The sequence below is a fragment of the Serratia sp. (in: enterobacteria) genome (assembly GCF_051654945.1).
In the GTDB taxonomy this organism is placed as follows: domain Bacteria; phylum Pseudomonadota; class Gammaproteobacteria; order Enterobacterales; family Enterobacteriaceae; genus Chania.
In genome coordinates, this window is record NZ_JBOFZA010000056.1 from 36,109 (window position 1) to 57,402 (window position 21,294).

Sequence of the window (21,294 nt, forward strand, 5' to 3'; positions counted from 1 at the left end):
AATTAACCAACACACAATCATTATGGCGCAATTCTACTCTCCGAAACGCCGCGTGACGACCCGGCAAGCTTCACAAATATTCACGGTAACGGTAACGGACCTCGATCCATTTGGCCAGGGAGTGGCGCGCCATGAAGGCAAAGCGGTATTTGTTCCCGGTGTTTTACCGGGAGAACAGGCCGAAATTCAGCTGACGCAGGACCAACGGCAGTTCGCCAAAGGTAAGCTCAAGCAGCTGTTGAATTGCAGCATACAACGTGTTGAGCCGCGTTGCCCGCACTTTGGGGTGTGCGGGGGTTGCCAACAGCAGCATGTCTCCGAGCAACTGCAACAGCAAAGTAAAGCGGCGGCGTTGGGGCGATTGATCTGCCGCGCCACCGGAGAAACGCCGCAGCAGGAGCCGGTGATTGCCGGGCCGCAATATGGCTACCGTCGGCGGGCGCGTCTGGGATTGCAGTGGCAGCCCCAGCAGCACCGTTTGTTGATGGGGTTTCACCAGGCCGCCTCGTCCGATCTGGTGGCGGTGAAGCAGTGTCCGGTGCTGGCACCGGAACTGGAGCGGCTGCTGGTGCCGTTGTATCAATGCCTGAGCGGCCTGCGGGCCGTGCAGCGGCTGGGGCATGCTGAGCTGGTGCTGGCAGATAATGGCCCGGTGCTGGTATTACGCCATCTGGATGCGCTCAAGCAGGACGATCGTCAGTCTTTACAGCAGTTTGCTGAGCAACATAGCGCCGCCGTTTTTTTGGCACCAGACAGCGATCGGCTGGAAAAACTGTGCGGTGAAACGCCGTATTATCAGGTTGACGGTCTACGCTTAGACTTTAATCCGCGTGATTTTATTCAGGTTAATGACGCGGTAAATCAGCAAATGGTGGCTCAGGCCCTTGAATGGCTCGAGATTGATCCCAATGATCGCATACTGGATCTGTTTTGCGGCATGGGCAATTTTACCTTGCCGTTGGCCAAGCGAGCCAAGGCGGTGGTCGGCATTGAAGGTGTTGCCACGCTGGTAGCGAATGGGCAAAATAACGCCCATAGGAATAAGCTCAGTAATGTCTCCTTTTTCCATGAAAATCTGGAAGATGACGTTGCGCGACAACCATGGGCAGCACAGGGATTTGATAAGGTGATGCTGGATCCGGCCCGCGCTGGCGCGGCGGGTGTGATGTCACATATTGTTAAACTGGCGCCAGAGCGCGTGGTGTATATATCCTGCAACCCCACGACGTTGGCACGCGACAGCAAAGTGCTGCTGGACGCCGGTTATCGTCTTGCGCGTGTGCGGATGTTGGATATGTTCCCGCACACGGGGCATCTTGAATCCATGGCGCTGTTTACCCACGGATCGCGGAAAAGTAGGGAGAAGTTATGGTCGCGGTAAGAACTGCACATCTGAATACGGCGGGTGAATTCGCGCTTGATGACTGGATCGCCAGCCTGGGGCTTCCCAACCCGCAGTCCGGTGAGCGTTTAGCCGCAACCTGGCGTTATTGCGAACAGCAGACGAAGGACCATCCCGACGCGTCGTTGCTGCTGTGGCGCGGCCTGGAAATGGTAGAGATCCTCTCGACCCTCAGCATGGATAACGACAGTATGCGCGCGGCGCTGCTGTTCCCGTTGGTCGACGCGGCGATTGTCCCCGAAGCTACCCTCACCGAAGAGTTCGGTTCCGGCATTACCTCCCTGGTGCATGGCGTACGCGATATGGATGCCATTCGCCAACTGAAAGCCACCCACAACGACTCAATGGGCTCCGAGCAGGTCGATAACGTTCGCCGCATGTTGCTGGCGATGGTGGAAGATTTCCGCTGCGTGGTGATCAAGCTGGCCGAGCGTATTGCCCACCTGCGTGAAGTGAAGGATGCGCCGGAAGACGAACGCGTGCTGGCGGCCAAAGAGTGTTCCAATATTTATGCTCCATTGGCCAACCGCCTCGGCATCGGCCAGTTGAAGTGGGAGCTGGAAGACTTCTGTTTCCGCTATCTGCATCCCGATGAATACAAACGCATTGCCAAGCTGCTGCACGAACGCCGTATCGATCGCGAGCAGTTTATTGATGACTTCGTGGCGACCTTGCACGGTGCGATGGAAGTTGAAGGTATCAAGGCGGACATTTATGGCCGCCCGAAACACATTTACAGCATCTGGCGCAAGATGCAGAAAAAATCGCTGGCGTTCGATGAACTGTTCGACGTGCGCGCGGTGCGTGTGGTGGTAGAACGCCTGCAAGATTGCTATGCGGCTCTGGGGATCGTTCATACCCATTTCCGCCATCTGCCGGATGAGTTCGACGATTACGTCGCCAACCCGAAACCTAACGGTTATCAGTCGATCCATACCGTGGTGCTCGGGCCGCGGGGCAAAACGCTGGAGATCCAGATCCGCACCCGCCAGATGCACGAAGATGCCGAACTGGGCGTCGCCGCGCACTGGAAATACAAGGAAGGCGCGGTGGTTACGGCACGTTCCGGCTACGAAGAACGTATTGCCTGGCTGCGTAAGCTGATTGCCTGGCAGGAAGAGATGGCGGACTCGGGTGAATTGCTCGACGAAGTGCGTAGTCAGGTGTTTGACGATCGGGTCTACGTGTTTACGCCGAAGGGCGACGTGGTGGATCTGCCGACCGGCTCCACACCGCTCGACTTTGCCTACCACATCCACAGCGACGTGGGCCACCGCTGCATCGGTGCCAAAATTGGCGGCCGTATCGTGCCCTTTACCTACCAGTTGCAAATGGGCGATCAGATTGAAATCATCACCCAGAAACAGCCGAACCCGAGCCGCGACTGGCTGAACCCGAACCTGGGCTATGTCACCACCAGCCGTGGGCGTTCCAAGATCCATAACTGGTTCCGCAAGCAGGATCGCGATAAAAACATCCTGGCCGGGCGGCAGATGCTCGATAACGAGCTGGAACATCTCGGTATCAGCCTGCGGGAAGCCGAAAAACTGCTGATCCCGCGCTATAACGTCAACTCGCTGGATGAAGTACTGGCGGGGATTGGCGGCGGTGATATTCGCCTGAACCAGATGGTGAACTTCCTCCAGGGCAAGCTCAACAAGCCGAGCGCCGAGGAGCAGGATCGCGAAGCGCTGCGCCAGTTGACCCAGCAGAAGGCCCCGGCAACGGCGGCCCGCAGCAAAGATAATGGCCGGGTCGTGGTCGAAGGCGTGGGCAACCTGATGCACCACATCGCCCGCTGCTGCCAGCCGATCCCAGGTGACGACATTGTCGGCTTTATCACTCAGGGCCGGGGGATCTCGATCCACCGTGCGGATTGCGATCAACTGGCAGAGCTACAGTCTCACGCGCCGGAACGTATCGTGGATGCGGTGTGGGGGGAGAGCTACTCCAGCGGTTATTCGCTGGTGGTGCGCGTGGTGGCCAACGATCGCAGCGGCCTGCTGCGTGATATCACCACCATCCTGGCCAACGAGAAGGTCAACGTATTGGGCGTTGCCAGCCGCAGCGACACCAAAAAGCAACTGGCCACCATTGATATGGATATCGAGATTTATAACCAGGTGGTGCTGGGCCGCGTGTTGGCCAAGCTCAATCAACTGCCGGACGTGATAGACGCCAAACGCCTGCACGGTGCCTAATGTTTGTCAAAGGCGTGCGATAGCCCCTCACCCCGACCCTCTCCCGATATAGGGCCCTGGGACATCATGTGCATAGTGGTGGGGAGAGGGGCTAGTCCGGAGCCAGGGGCAAGCGCAGGTGCCAATTTGTAGCACACTCGGTTCTCTCTCCCTGTGGGAGAGGGCTAGGGTGAGGGGTATCACTAACGCCGCGTCCCTACGTATTCATTATCCAGAGACTCAACATGACCCAATCAACGCCACTGCAACGCCTGCTGACCATCATGAAGACCCTGCGCGATCCCCAGGCGGGCTGCCCGTGGGACCGTAAGCAGACTTTCGCCACCATCGCGCCTTACACCCTGGAAGAAACCTACGAAGTGCTGGACGCCATCGAGCGCCAGGACTATGCCGATCTGCGTGACGAACTGGGCGATCTGCTGTTCCAGGTGGTGTTTTATGCCCAGATGGGGCAGGAGCAGGGGCTGTTTGATTTCGATCAGGTGTGCACTGCCATCAGTGACAAGCTGGAACGCCGCCACCCGCATATCTTTGGTGAGGCCGAGGCGGCAGACAGCGAGGCGGTGTCCGCCCGCTGGGAGCAGTTGAAGGCTGGTGAACGGGCAGAGAAAGCGTTGCACTCGGCGCTGGATGATATTCCCAACGCCTTACCGGCGCTGATGAAGGCTCACAAGATCCAGAAACGCTGTGCCGCAGTCGGCTTCGACTGGAACACTCTGGGGCCGGTGCTGGGTAAAGTGTACGAAGAGCTGGATGAGGTGATGCACGAAGCGCAGCAAGCGGTGGTGGATGAGCACAAGCTGGAAGAAGAGATTGGCGATCTGCTGTTTGCCACGGTCAATCTTTCCCGCCATCTTGGGCATAAAGCGGAAAATGCGCTGCAGGCGGCCAACCGCAAGTTTGAACGCCGTTTCCGCCAGGTTGAGGAAATCGTGCAAAGCCGCGGCCTATTGATGCAGGACGCCACGCTGGAGCAGATGGAAGAGGCCTGGCAGCAGGTAAAAAGCCAGGAAAACTAAACGCTGAACGCGTTGTCCTAACAGTGTTGCTTGTTTGATCGGCGACAATATTTATTCTAGCTGAAACGGTTAAGCTCGGGTATGGTTTGCTGAATCTGGCTTGACGGGGGAGCAAAAGCCAACAAACTGAAATCTAAGGTATTTTATTGCGTCAGAGGTCAGTTTAGTTACGGTTTTTTGCGCTAACCCATTGTTTTAAAAAGGCACGTCTCATGGTGCCGTTCAATTAAAGCGGGATCAACTCACGAGGATGGCAGAGATGAGGGTGGATAAAACGATCGTTTGTAGGTCAAGAGAGGTTCGGGTATACTACTTTCCCGTCTTGGTACTTCCATCGTCTTTAAACCTAAACTCTCAGGTTCAGCATGACAACTAATTATATTTTTGTGACCGGCGGGGTCGTATCCTCTCTGGGTAAAGGCATTGCCGCAGCCTCCCTGGCGGCTATTCTCGAAGCCCGTGGCCTTAACGTCACCATCATGAAACTGGACCCGTACATCAACGTGGATCCGGGCACCATGAGCCCGATTCAACACGGGGAAGTTTTCGTCACCGAAGACGGGGCAGAAACCGATCTGGATCTGGGCCACTACGAGCGCTTCATCCGCACCAAAATGACGCGTCGTAACAACTTCACCACCGGGCGTATCTACTCCGATGTGCTGCGCAAAGAGCGCCGTGGCGACTATCTGGGGGCTACCGTACAGGTGATCCCGCATATCACCAACGCCATCAAAGAACGCATTATCGAAGGCGCTGAAGGCCACGATGTGGTGCTGGTCGAAATCGGCGGCACCGTCGGCGATATCGAATCCCTGCCGTTCCTGGAAGCGATCCGCCAGATGGCCGTCGAAGTGGGCCGTGAGCACACGCTGTACATGCACCTGACACTGGTGCCGTACCTGGCTGCTGCGGGTGAAGTGAAAACCAAGCCTACCCAGCATTCGGTAAAAGAGCTGCTTTCCATCGGTATTCAGCCAGATGTGCTGATCTGCCGTTCCGATCGCGCCGTTCCTGCTAATGAACGCGCCAAAATCGCCCTTTTCTGTAACGTACCGGAAAAAGCGGTTATCTCCCTGAAAGACGTTGATTCGATTTATAAAATCCCGGGCCTCTTGAAATCTCAGGGCCTGGACGATTATATTTGTAAACGATTCAGCCTGACACCGCCGGAAGCCAATCTGGGCGAGTGGGAGCAGGTGATCTACGAAGAAGCCAATCCAGGCGGCGAAGTGACCATCGGCATGGTCGGCAAATATGTCGAACTGCCGGATGCTTACAAGTCAGTGATCGAAGCGCTGAAACACGGTGGCCTGAAAAACCGTCTGACCGTCAACATCAAGCTGATCGATTCGCAGGATGTAGAAACCCGTGGCGTTGAAGTGCTTAAAGATCTGGATGCGATCCTGATCCCAGGCGGCTTTGGCTATCGCGGCGTAGAAGGCAAGGTGATGACCGCACGCTACGCGCGTGAAAACAAAATTCCTTATCTGGGCATTTGCCTGGGTATGCAGGTCGCGTTGATGGAGTTTGCGCGCAACGTGGCGGGGATGGAAAATGCCAACTCCACCGAATTTGTGCCAGACTGTAAGTACCCGGTTGTTGCACTGATCACCGAGTGGCGTGACGAAGACGGTAACGTCGAAGTCCGTACCGAAGAAAGCGATCTGGGTGGCACGATGCGTGTCGGTGGCCAACAATGTCACCTGACCGACAACAGCCTGGTGCGCAAGATGTACGGCGAGCCAACCATCGTGGAACGTCACCGTCACCGTTACGAAGTCAACAACATGCTGTTGAAGCCGATCGAAGCCGCAGGTATGCGTGTGGCAGGTCGTTCTGCGGACAACAAGCTGGTTGAGATTATTGAGTTGCCTGATCATCCGTGGTTTGTGGCCTGTCAGTTCCATCCGGAATTTACGTCGACGCCGCGTGATGGACATCCGTTGTTTGCTGGTTTCGTCAAGGCGGCCGGTGAGCACCAGAAGCGTCAGGTGAAATAAGAGTTTTAGTAAGCAACGCGCGGCCAAAACCGCGCGTTGTTTGTCTGGAGTTTTAGTTTAACTTGTCTGAGGAAAACCTAATGTCCAAAATCATTAAAGTCATCGGTCGTGAAATCATCGACTCACGCGGCAACCCAACTGTTGAAGCCGAAGTTCATCTGGAAGGCGGTTTCGTCGGTCTGGCTGCAGCGCCGTCAGGTGCTTCTACCGGTTCCCGTGAAGCACTGGAACTGCGTGACGGTGACAAGTCTCGTTTCCTGGGTAAAGGCGTACTGAAAGCCGTTGCCGCAGTAAATGGCCCAATCGCTCAGGCAGTGGTGGGCAAAGATGCCAAAGACCAGGCTAACATCGACAAGATCATGATCGATCTGGACGGTACCGAGAACAAATCCCAGTTTGGTGCCAACGCCATCCTGGCCGTTTCTCTGGCTGCTGCCAAGGCTGCTGCTGCCTCTAAAGGTATGCCGCTGTATGAGCACATCGCTGAACTGAACGGCACCCCAGGCAAATTCTCTATGCCGTTGCCAATGATGAACATCATCAACGGTGGTGAGCACGCCGACAACAACGTTGATATTCAAGAGTTCATGATCCAGCCTGTTGGCGCTAAAACTCTGAAAGAAGCCGTACGTATGGGTTCTGAAGTGTTCCACACCCTGGCTAAAGTGCTGAAGTCTAAAGGCATGGGCACTTCCGTTGGTGACGAAGGTGGCTACGCGCCAAACCTGGGTTCTAACGCCGAAGCGCTGGCTGTTATCGCTGAAGCGGTAAAAGCGGCAGGTTACGAGCTGGGTAAAGACATCACCCTGGCGATGGACTGTGCAGCGTCTGAGTTCTACAAAGACGGCAAATACGTGCTGGCTGGCGAAGGTAACAAAGCCTTCACTTCTGAAGAGTTCACTCACTTCCTGGAAGACCTGACCAAGCAATACCCAATCGTCTCTATCGAAGACGGCCTGGACGAATCTGACTGGGATGGTTTCGCCTACCAGACCAAAGTGCTGGGCGACAAAATCCAGCTGGTGGGCGACGACCTGTTCGTTACCAACACCAAGATCCTGAAAGAAGGCATCGAGAAAGGCATCGCTAACTCCATCCTGATCAAATTCAACCAGATCGGTTCTCTGACCGAAACTCTGGCTGCTATCAAGATGGCGAAAGACGCAGGCTACACCGCGGTGATCTCTCACCGTTCAGGTGAAACCGAAGACGCAACCATCGCAGATCTCGCGGTAGGTACTGCGGCTGGCCAGATCAAAACCGGTTCTATGAGCCGTTCTGACCGCGTTGCCAAATACAACCAACTGATCCGTATCGAAGAAGCGCTGGGCAACCGCGCACCGTTTAACGGCCTGAAAGAAGTTAAAGGTCAGTAATTTATACCCTATGGATTGCAAATTGCAGCCAGGCGACAAGCTTACTCATCCCAGGAGCTTACTTTTAGGTAAGTGACTGGAGTGAGTAAGTGCAGGTAACAACGCTGCAGCTTGAAAGACGACGGGTATCACGGTTTGATTCGTTACTGAGTCAGTATGACAACGGGGAGTGCCGGAAGGTGCTCCCCGTTTTTTTATGCCTGAATAAGCATAATTCACTGTGGTGAAATTTGATAATAACGCAGTGTAATAATAAGTATTGAGATTTAGCTTAGATAAATTTGAGAAGATTACTTAGCCTGTAGATAAACCAAATTACCCTTTTTCCCCGCACGATAATTGCAATTATCCTGGCTGACCAGTGTCCTTATCATCCTTAAAATCGCTTATAAAGAACTTAAATTCATGAAAATTGCGGGAATAATCCTAACGTCAGGGAATGCCCCTAAAAAGGGATGTGTATTTCAAAATGTTTCAAATGATGACTAATTGATACATTGATGTTTTTAACTTATTGAAATCAAACCAATTTAATTTTAATCCTGGCCAATCAATAAAATGTAACAAAATGTGTTTTTAATGAAAATCCCAAAATTTATGAAAGAAAAGCATTGTTAAGAAAATTCTTGTGTTGTTAGACTAATAGCACATGTCCACAAGACGTCTCGTAAATGGGTGCGACATGTTTATCTCAGTGCGTTTAAATCAGTAAGGAATTACTGTCAGGACTGCTTTATTTTAAAAGTAAATTAAAAGGTATTTCTAATGAAGATCAAGATGATGACTCTCGCTTTAATTGCATTTTCCAGCGCTGCCATGGCTGACTCTGCCAACACAGTGCAATTCAAGGGTGAAGTTAGTACACAGACCTGTTCAGTCAATATCAATGGCGATGAAAGTCATCCGGTGGTGTTATTACGTACCGTGGCAGCAACCAAGCTGGCAACCAAGGGGGCTACTGCGGAAGAGACCAACTTCACCGTAAATGTGACCGGCTGTACCACTGCGGCCAGCGATACTTCCATCAAGACGGTATTTGTCGGTAATAACGCCACTGCCAATGGCAACCTGGGCAATACCGGTGATGCAACCAACGTGTCTATCCAGTTACTCGATAGCGATGGCTCCACCCCACTGAACTTTACCGCGGGTTCTAGCACCACCACCAGCGCCATGACGCTGGCAAAAGGCGCAGTATCAACTTCCCAAGAGCTGACCGCGCGTTATTACGCGGAAGACGCCGGGGTAGGCGCGGGTTCGGTAAACGCTACGGCTCAGTTCGCTATCACCTATAAATAATACTCTGCCGTTCTAAGGTTGTTTCCAGCAGTCGGGTCGGCCCGATGGTTGGAAACAACCTGTTATTCATAGTAATACCCGCACTGCCAGCCACGCTGAGTAGTGCTGAGTTGACTGGTCAATTTTATGGCGTATACAACACGCACCTTTGCCTGCTGGACGGCAGTGCTACTCTGTCTGACAGCGATCGCTATCAATAGCGCTTATGCCAGCGTCACCATGCTGGGTAACCGAATTATCTATCCGGCTGAGGCTCGTGAGAAGACGCTGCAGTTTACCAATGATGATCCTGTCCCGGCGCTGATCCAAATCTGGCTTGATATTGATAATGCCCAATCGACACCGCAAACCGCCGACGCTCCCTTTGTGGCTTCGCCTCAGATCTTCCGTATGAATGCTCATAGCGGCCAAATGGTGCGACTGGTCTATACCGGCAAAGGCTTGCCTACCGATCGCGAATCCTTATTTCACCTTAATTTCCTTCAGGTACCCGCCGTAAAAGAAAGCCATACGGATAAAAACAAACTGGTGCTGCTGGTGAGTAACCGGCTGAAGGTGTTCTATCGGCCCGAAGGGCTGGCGGGGGAGGCCAAAATGGTGGGCAAACAGCTACGTATTCAACGTAATGGCAATGTATTGCAGGTCAGTAATCCAACGCCTTATTACGCCAGTATCAGCTATGCCAAAAGCGGCAATCAAAGTCTGCATATTGAACCTGCCGATATGATCGCGCCTTTTTCACAGGTGAGTTGGCCAATAAGTACTGTATTACCTAAAGGGAAGCTGAAATTGGTGCTGGGTGTGATGAATGATTACGGGGTAGAGGTTCCTGTAACTCTAGAGACACAGCACTAAAAAAAGGACAGGGAGGTCCTGATGTCGCAAAAAAACTATCCCGCATTTCCGCTATCACTGCTCTCAGTGTGCTGCCGCTATGGACTTTTATTGCTGCCCCTTGGCGGCATCCCCATGGCACAGGGCGCAACGGACGATTACTCCTTTGATGCCGATTTATTACGTGGCAGCGTTTTCGGTAGTACCCAGCTTGAACAGTTTAACCAGCAAGATCTGCTGACGCCGGGAGACTATCAGGTCGATTTGTTTAACAACGGTTCGTTTGTGGAACGCGAGCAAATTCGCTTTGTTCGCGGCGACAACCAGCGCGTCCTGCCTTGCTTTGACCGCCAGCAGCTTGAGCGTTTTGGCTTAAAGTCTATCCCACCGCTACCTGAAGATGGCTGCCTGCAACCTGAACGCGACCTTAAAGATATTCAGGTTCAGGCCGATATGTCACAACTAAGATTGGATCTCAGCATCCCGCAGATTTTGCTGAACCATAAACCCCGTGGCAGCGTGAGCTCAGGCAGTCTGAGCAGTGGCGAATCAATGATGTTTATCAACTACAATATCAACCAGTATCACGTCAAATACCGCCAGGGCCAGTCTAAGGATCTCAACTCCACCTTCGCCAACCTGAACGGGGGATTTAACCTGGGAATGTGGCGTTACCGCCAGCAATCCAGCTTCCGCCTGGATAATGAATTTGGCAACCACTGGGATACCAGCCGCCGTTTTGTCCAACGGGCCGTGTTGCCACTGCGCAGTGAAGTGTTACTGGGGGAGGGCTTTACCGACGGCCACTTCTTCGCCGGTCTGGGGTTTCGTGGCGTCAGGATGACGTCGGACGATCGTATGCTGCCGAACTCGCTGCGGGGCTACGCTCCTGTGGTGCGCGGCATCGCTAACAGCAACGCCAGAGTCACGGTGCTGCAGGGCAAAAGCCAGCTGTATGAAACCACGGTAGCACCAGGGCCATTTGCCATTAACGATCTGTTTGCTACCAATTTCTCCGGCGACCTGACGGTAGTGGTGACCGAGGCCGATGGCAGCGTGAATACCTTCACCGTGCCATTCTCTGCCGTTCCCCAATCCGTCCGCCCTGGTTATTCACGCTATTCGGCGACCATCGGGCGCTCTCGTTTTATCGGCGACAATGACCTGTTCAGCGAGTTGACCTGGCAGCATGGCCTGACCAACTCCCTGACGTTCAACCTCGGCAACCAACTGGCCGACGGTTATCAGGCCATGATGCTCGGTGGCGTTTACAGCAATCAGTTGGGCGCTTTTGGCCTCGACAGTACCTACTCTCATGCCAGCCTGCCGGAAGGCAGCACCTCCGGCTGGATGCTGCATCTGTCCTACAGTAAAACCTTTGCCCCGACGGATACCACGCTTTCTATTGCTGGCTATCGTTACTCCACCGAAGGGTTCCGAGACCTGAGCGACGTGCTCGGCGTACGCCAGGCCGCCAGAAACGGCCAAAACTGGTATTCCGATTCTTATCGCCAGCAGTCGCGCTTTGAAGTTGCCGTCAATCAGGGCATTGGCGAATTGGGCAACCTGACGCTATCTGGTTCAACTCAGGATTACCGTGACGGGCGCGGCCGGGATAATCAGTTGCAGCTGGGCTGGGGCAAGATATTTGGCAATGGCGTCGCACTGAACCTTTCGGTGACGCGCACCCGCCGCCTGAACGGCAGCAATCACGCCTATTACGACGGCGAGCAGTACGGCGGCAGCAATAGTTTCTCGCAGTCCAACACATCGCAAACCGTCAGCGCACTGTCCATCTCATTCCCTCTGGGTCGTTCATCTTCAGCGCCTTCTGCGTCTTTGTTAGCCAATCATAGCCAAGGACAGGGGGGAAATTATCAGGCGGTGATCTCAGGCAGCATGGGGGAAAAACAGCCGGTTGGCTACGGGCTTAACTTCAGTACCGACGACAAGAATAACAACAGCGTCTGGGGCGGCAATCTGCAAACCCGTCTGCCTTACGCCAGTACTAACGGCTCGCTGTCAGCCTCGCGTCAGTATTGGCAGGGATCGGCTTCGCTACAGGGGGCGGTGGTCGCTCACAGTGGTGGGGTCACGTTGGGGCCTTATGTGGGGGATACTTTTGCCCTGATTGATGCCCCTGGCGCGAGCGGTGCCCAAGTTATGGATGGGCAGGGGGCGCGCGTCGATCGCTTCGGCTATGCGCTAGTGCCTTCGCTGGTGCCTTATCAGTACAACTCGGTAGCCCTAAATCCGCAGGGAATGAACAGCAAAGCGGAATTGGAAGACGGGCAACAGCGCGTGGCACCTTATGCCGGAGCCACGGTACGGCTGCACTTCAAAACAATCCGTGGGCAGGCCGTGCTGATCAAGGTTCAACGGCCAGATGGCAGCACTATCCCGATGGGCACCGCGGTTTTTGATAGCAACGAGCAGGATGTTGGTATGGTCGGGCAGGCCAATCAGGTCTACCTGCGTAGTGACAAACAGCAGGGGAAACTGACGTTACGCTGGGGGAAAGGCGCCACGCAACAGTGCAGCATGTCCTATCAGCTACCGCCGCCCACTGATGACCCTATCCTGCTGCTGAATGCGACATGTCGCTGATTTACCGACTATTAACCGGAGGTTTTATCATGGTTCTGTTTCCACTGCTACGGCTGGCGCTGTGGGCAAGTTTACTGGTTGGGATCAGCCTGCCCGCGGCGGCAAGATGCACCCGCGTTTCACCGGCTATTGATGCTGGCTGTGACGCCTGTGGCGTTGGGATTGGCCTGGGGAAAGTCAACCTGACCAGTACTTACCTGCAACCCATCGGCTCGCCGCTGGGCAGCAGCGTATTTAATCTGACTTCCGGCGTACGCTATCCGAATGCGGACAAAGTATTGTATGAGTGCGATGCCAGCGATATCGGACAGATATTTGAAGTGTTTGCCACCAACGGTGATGACCGGGTGGGGGGCCATTTTGATTTGGGCGCGATCGATGGCAACCCAAATTATTACGCCACCTACTTTCCCTATGTCGGCATTCGCCTGACCCATCTGGATTCGGGCAGGGTATTCACCCGTTATTGGCAGGCCACGCCGATCACCCGCTATGCCCGCGTAGGTAACAAGATCCAGATCCGGGTCAAGGATTTCAGCCCTATCCGCGCCGATCTGATCCGTATCCGTACGTTGCCCGGCCGTGGTGCCAGTAACTACTGTGGTTACAGTGCATCCAATGTGCTTAGTGGGATGGCTTCCGCCACCGGTAACGCGAGTTATACCTGCAACCAGCCCAATGGTTACGTCACTTTCCAAGGGCCGGGTATCGCCAGCGATACCATCGGCAGCGATTCTTCCAGCAATTATGTGACCTGGGCAACCGGGCGTTGGAACGCCATGGGCATGGGCACGGCACCGATTTCTTCCCTGTCACATACCGCCACCTGCGTGGTGCGTAACGTCACGCCATTGGTCATCCTGCCAACCATTGCCGTCAGCCAGTTAAATGCGGGGCAAACTTCGCAAGCCCAGTTCACCATCAATGTGGAATGTGACAACGCGGCGGTTTCCGGGGTGAGCAGCAATCGCACGGCGATGGGGCTGCAGGTCCCTTATGCCAGCTTCGAGTTAGCCCAACGGATTGGCCTGGTTAACGCCAGTGGTGGTGTTCGCTATCTGCTCTCCGACGGCTATGCCACGGACCCCAACATAGCGACCGGTGTAGGGATCACCATTGCCAATAGTACAACCGGCACGCAGATGAATTTTCTCGGCTGGAACCACTGTGGTACCACGGGGACGTGCCCGCAGGGTAATAACGCAGGTTGGTATCCGGTGCATGATGGTGCAAGCAATGCGGGTAGTACCGCCGCTGGCTATACCCATTACACCACCCAGTTGACGGCCACTCTGACACGCTTGCCGGGGCACATCGTAACGCCAGGGCTGGTCGATGCCAAAGCTTATGTTTGGGTCAAGGTTCAATAGAGAAATCCATGAAGAAAATCGTATGTGCGTTGCTGTTACTTGGTGGGTTGTTACCTGCAATGCTGGCCCAGGCCGGTATTATTGCCTCTGCGACGCGGGTGATTTTTCGTGAGGGTGAGAGCGAGAACAGCCTGATGCTGCTCAATACCAATGACTACCCGGTAGTGGTACAAACCTGGGTTGACGATGGGGATGTCAATGCGGCTCCCGAGCAATCAACCGCCCCTTTTGTCAGCTTGCCTGCGGTGTTCAGCATGCAACCCAATACCATGAAAGGGCTGCGGCTGGTTTACAACCAGCAGGCACTGCCCGCTGACAGGGAATCTGTCTTCTGGATTAACCTGTACGAAATCCCGCCGACGCGCCCGGTCAGCCCCCCGCAACTGGCTAGCGTAACCATGGCGATGAATACCCAGATGAAAATTTTCTATCGCCCCAAGGCACTGGAGGTCAGCGAGCGGGAGGTGCCAATGCCGGTATTCTCATTACAAAAAGAAGATAATCATTATGTGTTGCTGTGCGAAAACCGCTCGGCTTTCCACCTCTCTTTTGCCCGTATTTCGCTGCGCGTCGGCCAGCGGGATTATCCGGTGCAGCTTGAGAGTGACATGATGACGCCGCCTTTTAGCAGCAAAAAATATCGGCTAGACGAGATGGGGCAACCGGGAGCCACTGCCTCACCGCTGGTTGTCGCTGCCATTATCGATGACCAGGGTAATGCGGTCGATCAGCAGTATGCCGTACGGCAATAAAAGCTGCGCTATGCAGACTAGGAAGAATACGATGATACCCAATAAACATCAGCTCGAGCTTGAAATGGAACTCCGAGCCACCCGGATAAGAAACTCGCCACAGTTCCATCAGATGATTCTTCAACATGGTGTAATGATCGAGCAGACCTATCAGCATCACCCGCTGTTTTACAAAATTATCTTTCGTAACAGCCGGTTTATCATCTGTTCGACACTGATGTATATTTATTACACCCAAAGCGGGGCGGCACTGAAGGATGTGAAAGCCTTTTTTAAAGGCAAAAATATTATCAGCGAGAACTCGTTGGATTCGTTTCTGTTCTTCTTGCGTGTCGGTCGTTGGCTAGAGGTCAAAAAGGATGTGCAAGACCGGCGGACGCTACTGTTTACGCCCTCCGAATATGCCCTGCGTGAGGTCCGTCAGTTGGTATCCTCGATGGCGTTGCCTTACCAGATAGTGGCTCCTGAAATTCCGGTGGACGAACTGCTCGAGCATGGCCGCTTTTTACCGGCGTTCTTCAAGAATTACGGCCAACTGATGGCGAGGGAGATCTATCTGATCGACCTGGTACCACAGGTCGGATTATTTATTACCAAAGATGCGGGCCATATGGTGCTGCTGATCCTGTTTATGGAAAGTATCCGTCACAATTCCCATATGCTGTTGTTGTCCTCGGCAGAAATTGCCAAGTTCAGCTCGGTGTCCCGTACGCATATCAATCGCATCCTGCAGGCTGCGGAAAAATCAGGCTTGCTTACCACTAAAAACAACGTGCTGATTGAGTTAAATAGTTCGTTTATTGTGATGGCAGAACGTTACTTTAGCCTGTATATGGCGATGGTCGGTTATGGCCTGGAGGCGGTGTCGCGCGATTATGCTGCCAAGCCTTAGCGGGTGAAAGCTGCGAAGGTGATATAGATGCAATGTTGAATTGATAGCATTCCATTAATTACTCTGATATTAATGTTATGTTTCATTCAACATAATGCTATGATTTCTTTGGTGTAATAAAATTCCTATTTTTATAGTTCTTTTTGTTTTGCCTTATAGTATTTAACTACTAGACTTTTAAATCTATAAGGGGAATGCCTCATTTCCTCTTGCTGAAATACGTCGGACAGCGCCGGTGGAATAACTCCATTGGCTATCGTACTTTATTGCATACAGGCTGCGAGGTTGGCATGCGAAGTAGGATAATTATTGTAGGTGGTGGTACGGGAGGTACCATACTGGCTAATCTTTTGGCCGCCAAGCTCCACCGGGAGGTTATCAATAATCAGGTTGAAATCATGATGATTTCCGACTCTCCGGTGCATTATTACAAGCCCGCGTTTATGTATGTCGCCTTTAACGCTTTTTTTAAACAAGAATTGACCCGGCCGCAACAGAGCTTATTGCGGCCAGAAATTCAGTTTATAGTTGATAAGGCTGAACAGTTCGACTTATCACAGCGCTGTATTTATACCCGCGATGGGAATAAATATAACTATGACTTTTTAGTCTTTGCCACCGGTTGTGTGCCTTGGCCAGAACAGATTGAGGGATTAGCCCAGGCTGGCGATCACTTTTATCAATATCAGGCGGCGCGCCAATTGGCACAAAAGCTGGCCACCATCGAGAAAGGCCGCATTTTTATCACCGTGTCGTTCCCGCAAACGCCTAACGTTCCGCACCAATGTGGTATTGCCCCGGTAGAAACGACCCTGATGCTGGACGACTATCTCCGGCGGCGCGGGGTACGTAACAACATCGAAATTGTCTATACCTACCCGACCATTTCACAGCTGCTGCGTAATTGCCTGTTCCTGCAACGCCCCACCGGCGAGGTTCTGCCCAGCATTTTTGCCGCCCGCGACATCAAGCATCAGCGCGGTTTTACCCTGGGAAAAGTAGATAGTGAACGGCGCATTGCCTATTCCACCGAGGGTGACGAACAACCCTTCGACATCCTGATGGCCACCCCGCCGATCCGTGCGGTGGAAGCGGTGCGTAACACCGGGCTGAGCGATATCGATAACGGTGAAGGTTGGCTGCCCACCGATCACCAGACGCTACAGGTTTATGGCCAGCAGGGCGTGTATGTGATTGGCGATACCGTCGATCTGCCGGTGAGCAAGGCGGGCGGCTCCTGTCATAACCAGGCCCCGGTGATTGCCGACAATATTGTCGCGGAACTGCGCCTGGGCCAGCCTCACAGCCATTACGACGGCAAGGTACAGGCGATTGCCCAAATGGGGCTACAGGCCGGTATGCCGCTGGTTTATGACTATCGCCATGACGTGCTCCCCACTCCCGCCACCAAACTGGGCGGCATGCTGCGCAACGGATTTAACCGTGGCCTGTACTGGGCCACCGTGCGTGGACTGATCTGAACGGAGGAAATATGGACTCATCGCAAGCACAGCCGTTAGATGCCCTGTTGGCAAAGCTCGATCCGCTGCTGGCGACCGGCAGGCTGGATAACGTGGTCGATTTGCTGTCGTTGCTGTCCGATCTGACGGACATTGCGGATAATGCTCTGGTGGAAAAACTGGCTGGCGTGTTTGAGGGCGTTGTTGCCGCCGGTTGGGAAGGCGGCATGGCGCTGAAGATGGCGCATAGCGAACTGCAAATGAATACTTCAGCGGCCAATTACCGTTCGGTTTATGCGCTGCTACGCCAGCCGGACACCTTATTGGGATTGATGCTGGTGCTGCGCACGTTGCAAATCATCGGCCAGCGTTTACGTACCTCGGCCTTGCCACCAGACACCTGATGGCAAGCCTTCCCCCTGCAACAGGACATCGCTATGTCAATGCAATCCAAACAGGCGTTCGCTACACGCGCCATTCATCACGGCTATGATCCGCAGCAATTTCTGGGCGCGCTTTGCCCACCGGTGTTTATGAGCTCGACCTTTACCTTTCCCTCGGCTGAATATGGGGGAGCCTGTTTTGCAGGCACCGAATCGGGTTATTTCTACTCGCGTATTGCCAATCCAACGCTGAATTTACTGGAGCAGCGTATCGCCAACCTGGAGGGGGGAGAGGCCGCCGTGGCCTTCTCCTCCGGTATGGGGGCGATCACCGCCTGCTGCTGGACGCTGCTGGCACCGGGTGATGAACTGATCGTCGATGAAACCATTTATGGCTGCACCTTCAGCTACTTCCATCATGGTCTGGCGCGTTATGGCGTGAAAATCACCCACGTTGACCTGACGCGGCCAGAGCAACTGGCGCAGGCCATTGGGCCACGTACCCGGTTGGTGTATTGCGAAACGCCAGCCAACCCGAATATGCGCCTGATTGATATCGCGGCGATTGCCGCAATCACCCATGGGAAACCGCGGGCGCTGTTGCTGGTGGATAACACCTATTGCACGCCTTATCTGCAACAGCCACTGGCGTTGGGGGCAGATATGGTGGTGCACTCTGCCACCAAATATCTGGGTGGACATGGCGATCTGCTAGCCGGACTGGTGATCGCCAAGGCTGAACTGGCACAGGAGATCCGCTTGATTGGTTTGAAGGATATGACCGGTGCGGTGTTGTCGGCGCAGGATGCGTCTCTGTTGCTACGCGGCCTGAAAACCCTGCCATTACGTATGGAGCGCCATTGCGACAATGCTCAGCAACTCGCCGAGCTGTTGGCTCAACACCCTGCGGTGGAACGCGTGTATTACCCGGGATTAGAGGGCTTCCCACAGTATGAATTGGCTCATCGGCAGATGAGTCGCCCCGGTGGGATGCTGGCTTTTGAACTGAAAGGGGGTATGGATGCCGGGATCCGCTTCCTCAACGGGTTACAGCTGATCTTGCGGGCGGTGAGCCTGGGGGATTGTGAATCATTGGCACAGCACCCGGCGAGCATGACGCATTCGGCTTACAGCGCAGAGGAGCGTCAGCGGCACCATATCAGCGACGGCCTGATCAGGCTTTCGGCGGGGCTGGAAGATATTGAGGATCTGAAGGCCGATATCCATCAGGCGCTGGCGCATTGCTGAAGGGCAAGGGTCGAACATGTTCGACCCGATCGACCTTATTGATTATAGAAGAGGGTGTTGTGTCAAAACGGTATTATCTCGGCCAGCAACCGTTCGTCAGCCAGTATGGCCGCACTGGTGGCAATATCCGGCGCTAACCAGCGATCCTGATCGTAAGGAGTCACCTTCTGGCGTAATAGCTGCCAGGCACGCTGTGTACCCTCGCCAAAACGTTCAACCTTGAGGAATTCGAAGGCCTGCGCCGCCAGCAGGTATTCAATCGCCAGGATCTGCGTGCTGTTGGCAATCGCCCGGTGTAGCCGCAAAGCGGCCCCGGTGCCCAGGCTGAGATGATCCTCCTGCAGGGCCGAGGTCACGTAGTTATCGACCACGCAAGGCTGCGCCAACTGGCGGTTTTCCGCGCACAGCGACGCGGCGACGTATTGGGCAATCATCATACCGGAGTTGACGCCCGGATTGCTGACCAGGAAGGCCGGTAACCCGCTGACCAACGGATTGATCAGGCGATCGATTCGGCGCTCGGCAATACCCCCCAACTCTGCCAGCACGATGGCCAGCAGATCGGCGGCCATCGCCACGGATTCGCCATGCGGGTTGGCCTGCGACATGATGCGGTAATGCTCTGGCGTACCGAGTAACAAAGGATTGTCGGTCGCGCCGTTGAGCTCGGTTTCAATTTGCTGCGCAGCATGGGCGAATTGATCGCGGCAAGCGCCGTGCACCTGCGGAATGGAGCGAATGCTCAAGGCATCTTGCGTACGGATCCCCAGACTGGAGGCAATCACTTCACTACCTGCCAGCAGCGTCCGCAGATTACGCCCAACCAACTGCATACCGGGGTGGGGCTTCAGCGCCAGGATCTCTTCATCAAAGGCGGCGATTTGCCCGCGTAACGCTTCAAAGCTCATTGCCCCTAAAACGTCAGCCCAGCGCAGCAGGCGGTGAATATCCGCCAAGGCCAGGCAGCTCAAGCCGCTCATGCATGGAGTACCATTGACCAGGCACAGCCCGTCTTTGGCCCCCAAGGTCGGCATGATGATATCCTCGGCCGCTAGCGCCTGCGCGGCGGGGACGATTTGGCCACCATAGCTGACCTCACCTAACCCCAGCAGCGCCACGCCAACGTGAGCCATATGCGTCAGGTAACCAACCGACCCCTGCGACGGCACGCGGGGGGTAATTCCCCGATTGAGCAATGCCAGTAATGCCTCGACAACCGGACGCTGGATACCTGATTTACCCTGACTGTAGTTGATAATGGCACAGCAGATAATGGCGCGGGTCTGCTCATCGGACAGTGGCTCGCCCACTCCGCAGGCATGGCTGAGCAGGGTATTGCTGGAGAGTTTGGCCAGTTGTTCTCCCTCCAGCGTCTGGTTGCACAAGGCACCCAGCCCGGTATTGACGCCGTAGGCGCGCTGCTGGCTGGTGACGATATGCTGAACAATCGCCTGGGCATTCTCTATACGCGCCCAAGCGGCGGCAGAAAGGCTCAGTGGAGCCTGGTGACGTGCCACTGCCGTGACGTCTTGCCAACGCACTGGCTGGCTGTCGATCACCACCTCAGTTGGATAAATCATTCCAGACTCCTCAAGCGCTGGCGACGGCCAGTGGACGCGGTTTTTGTACATTCTCATCCAGTGCCAGGCGGCGCTGCACGAAACGGTTCACATACTCATCGGCCGGGTGGTTGAGGATTTCATGCGGCGTACCGACCTGGATCAGTTTGCCATCTTTCAGGATGGCAATGCGGTTGCCGATGCGTACCGCTTCGTCCAGATCGTGGGTGATAAACACCAGCGTTTTATGTAGCTCTTTTTGCAGCGCCAGCAGTTGATCCTGCATCTCGGCACGGATCAGCGGGTCGAGCGCACTGAAGGCTTCATCCAGCAAAATGATATCGGTATTGGTCGCCAGCGCACGCGCCAAACCCACTCGTTGGCGCATACCGCCGGAAAGCTGATGTGGGTAAGATTTCTCATAGCCTTTCAGGCCAACGGTGTTGATCCAGTGGATCGCCCGTTCCTGGCAGGTTTCTTTGCTCTCGCCGCGTACTTTCAGCCCATAGGCGACGTTCTCCAGCACCGTTTTATGCGGTAACAGGCCGAAGCTTTGAAACACCATGCTGATCTTGTGGCGACGAAAGTGCTCCAACTGTTTTTCGTCGTAACGCAGGATGTCTTCGCCATCTACCAGGATCTCGCCGCTGGTGGGATCGATCAGGCGGTTGAAGTGGCGTACCAGCGTGGACTTACCGGAGCCGGACAGCCCCATGATCACGAAGATCTCTCCGGCTTCGATCGACATCGACAGATCGTGCACGCCGATCACGCAGTCCGTGGCCGCCTGGACTTCCTGCTTGGTTTTACCTTGCTGGCTCAGGGCCAGAGCGGCCGCCGTTTTGTGACCAAAAATCTTGTAGACGTTTCTGATTTCGATTTTGTTCAT

The 21,294-nt window shown here is 54.4% G+C and carries 16 protein-coding genes; 14 read left to right on the plus strand and 2 right to left on the minus strand.

Features of this window, described 5'->3' with window-relative positions; genetic code table 11:
* Positions 1-22: 22 nt before the first annotated feature.
* The 14 genes from rlmD (at position 23) to ACRDCA_RS08210 (ending at position 18,846) form a co-directional block, all read left to right on the plus strand.
* On the plus strand, positions 23-1,381 hold the full coding sequence (gene rlmD / locus ACRDCA_RS08145) for a 23S rRNA (uracil(1939)-C(5))-methyltransferase RlmD (protein WP_438689082.1): 1,359 nt from the start codon (positions 23-25) through the stop codon (positions 1,379-1,381).
* Complete coding sequence (gene relA / locus ACRDCA_RS08150) at positions 1,369-3,603, plus strand: GTP diphosphokinase (RefSeq protein WP_438689083.1); 2,235 nt, start codon at positions 1,369-1,371, stop codon at positions 3,601-3,603. The genes rlmD and relA overlap by 13 nt, the downstream gene beginning before the upstream one ends.
* 224 nt (positions 3,604-3,827) lie before the next feature.
* The gene (mazG, locus tag ACRDCA_RS08155) at positions 3,828-4,622 is read left to right on the plus strand and encodes a nucleoside triphosphate pyrophosphohydrolase (RefSeq protein WP_438689084.1); all 795 of its coding nucleotides are present in this window, start codon (positions 3,828-3,830) and stop codon (positions 4,620-4,622) included.
* A 365-nt stretch (positions 4,623-4,987) separates the two neighbouring features.
* Positions 4,988-6,625, plus strand: a complete 1,638-nt coding sequence (gene pyrG, locus ACRDCA_RS08160) for a glutamine hydrolyzing CTP synthase (protein WP_025122777.1) — start codon at positions 4,988-4,990, stop codon at positions 6,623-6,625.
* Positions 6,626-6,705: 80 nt separating this feature from the next.
* Positions 6,706-8,001 carry a phosphopyruvate hydratase gene (gene eno / locus ACRDCA_RS08165; protein ID WP_024483441.1) on the plus strand — a complete coding sequence of 432 codons (1,296 nt, stop codon included), beginning with the start codon at positions 6,706-6,708 and terminating at the stop codon, positions 7,999-8,001.
* A gap of 765 nt (positions 8,002-8,766) precedes the next feature.
* The gene (locus tag ACRDCA_RS08170; protein WP_438689085.1) at positions 8,767-9,300 is read left to right on the plus strand and encodes a fimbrial protein; all 534 of its coding nucleotides are present in this window, start codon (positions 8,767-8,769) and stop codon (positions 9,298-9,300) included.
* Positions 9,301-9,426: 126 nt separating this feature from the next.
* Entirely contained in the window at positions 9,427-10,155 is a 729-nt protein-coding gene (locus ACRDCA_RS08175; RefSeq protein WP_438689086.1) for a fimbrial biogenesis chaperone, read from the plus strand.
* A 114-nt stretch (positions 10,156-10,269) separates the two neighbouring features.
* The gene (locus ACRDCA_RS08180) at positions 10,270-12,741 is read left to right on the plus strand and encodes a fimbria/pilus outer membrane usher protein (protein ID WP_438689189.1); all 2,472 of its coding nucleotides are present in this window, start codon (positions 10,270-10,272) and stop codon (positions 12,739-12,741) included.
* 29 nt (positions 12,742-12,770) lie between these two features.
* The gene (locus ACRDCA_RS08185) at positions 12,771-14,111 is read left to right on the plus strand and encodes a fimbrial protein (RefSeq protein WP_438689087.1); all 1,341 of its coding nucleotides are present in this window, start codon (positions 12,771-12,773) and stop codon (positions 14,109-14,111) included.
* Between the two features lie 8 nt (positions 14,112-14,119).
* The gene (locus ACRDCA_RS08190; protein ID WP_438689088.1) at positions 14,120-14,863 is read left to right on the plus strand and encodes a fimbrial biogenesis chaperone; all 744 of its coding nucleotides are present in this window, start codon (positions 14,120-14,122) and stop codon (positions 14,861-14,863) included.
* 31 nt (positions 14,864-14,894) lie between these two features.
* Positions 14,895-15,755 carry a hypothetical protein gene (locus tag ACRDCA_RS08195; RefSeq protein ID WP_438689089.1) on the plus strand — a complete coding sequence of 287 codons (861 nt, stop codon included), beginning with the start codon at positions 14,895-14,897 and terminating at the stop codon, positions 15,753-15,755.
* 290 nt (positions 15,756-16,045) lie between these two features.
* Positions 16,046-17,236 carry an NAD(P)/FAD-dependent oxidoreductase gene (locus tag ACRDCA_RS08200; protein ID WP_438689090.1) on the plus strand — a complete coding sequence of 397 codons (1,191 nt, stop codon included), beginning with the start codon at positions 16,046-16,048 and terminating at the stop codon, positions 17,234-17,236.
* 11 nt (positions 17,237-17,247) lie between these two features.
* Entirely contained in the window at positions 17,248-17,619 is a 372-nt protein-coding gene (locus tag ACRDCA_RS08205; RefSeq protein ID WP_438689091.1) for a hypothetical protein, read from the plus strand.
* Positions 17,620-17,652: 33 nt separating this feature from the next.
* Complete coding sequence (locus ACRDCA_RS08210; RefSeq protein ID WP_438689092.1) at positions 17,653-18,846, plus strand: methionine gamma-lyase; 1,194 nt, start codon at positions 17,653-17,655, stop codon at positions 18,844-18,846.
* A 62-nt stretch (positions 18,847-18,908) separates the two neighbouring features.
* Here ACRDCA_RS08210 and ACRDCA_RS08215 read toward each other — a convergent pair whose 3' ends face one another.
* Both ACRDCA_RS08215 and ACRDCA_RS08220 read right to left on the minus strand, forming a co-directional pair.
* Positions 18,909-20,426, minus strand: coding sequence for an HAL/PAL/TAL family ammonia-lyase (locus tag ACRDCA_RS08215; RefSeq protein WP_438689093.1), 1,518 nt, complete (start codon positions 20,424-20,426; stop codon positions 18,909-18,911).
* A 10-nt stretch (positions 20,427-20,436) separates the two neighbouring features.
* On the minus strand, positions 20,437-21,294 hold the full coding sequence (locus ACRDCA_RS08220; protein WP_438689094.1) for a quaternary amine ABC transporter ATP-binding protein: 858 nt from the start codon (positions 21,292-21,294) through the stop codon (positions 20,437-20,439).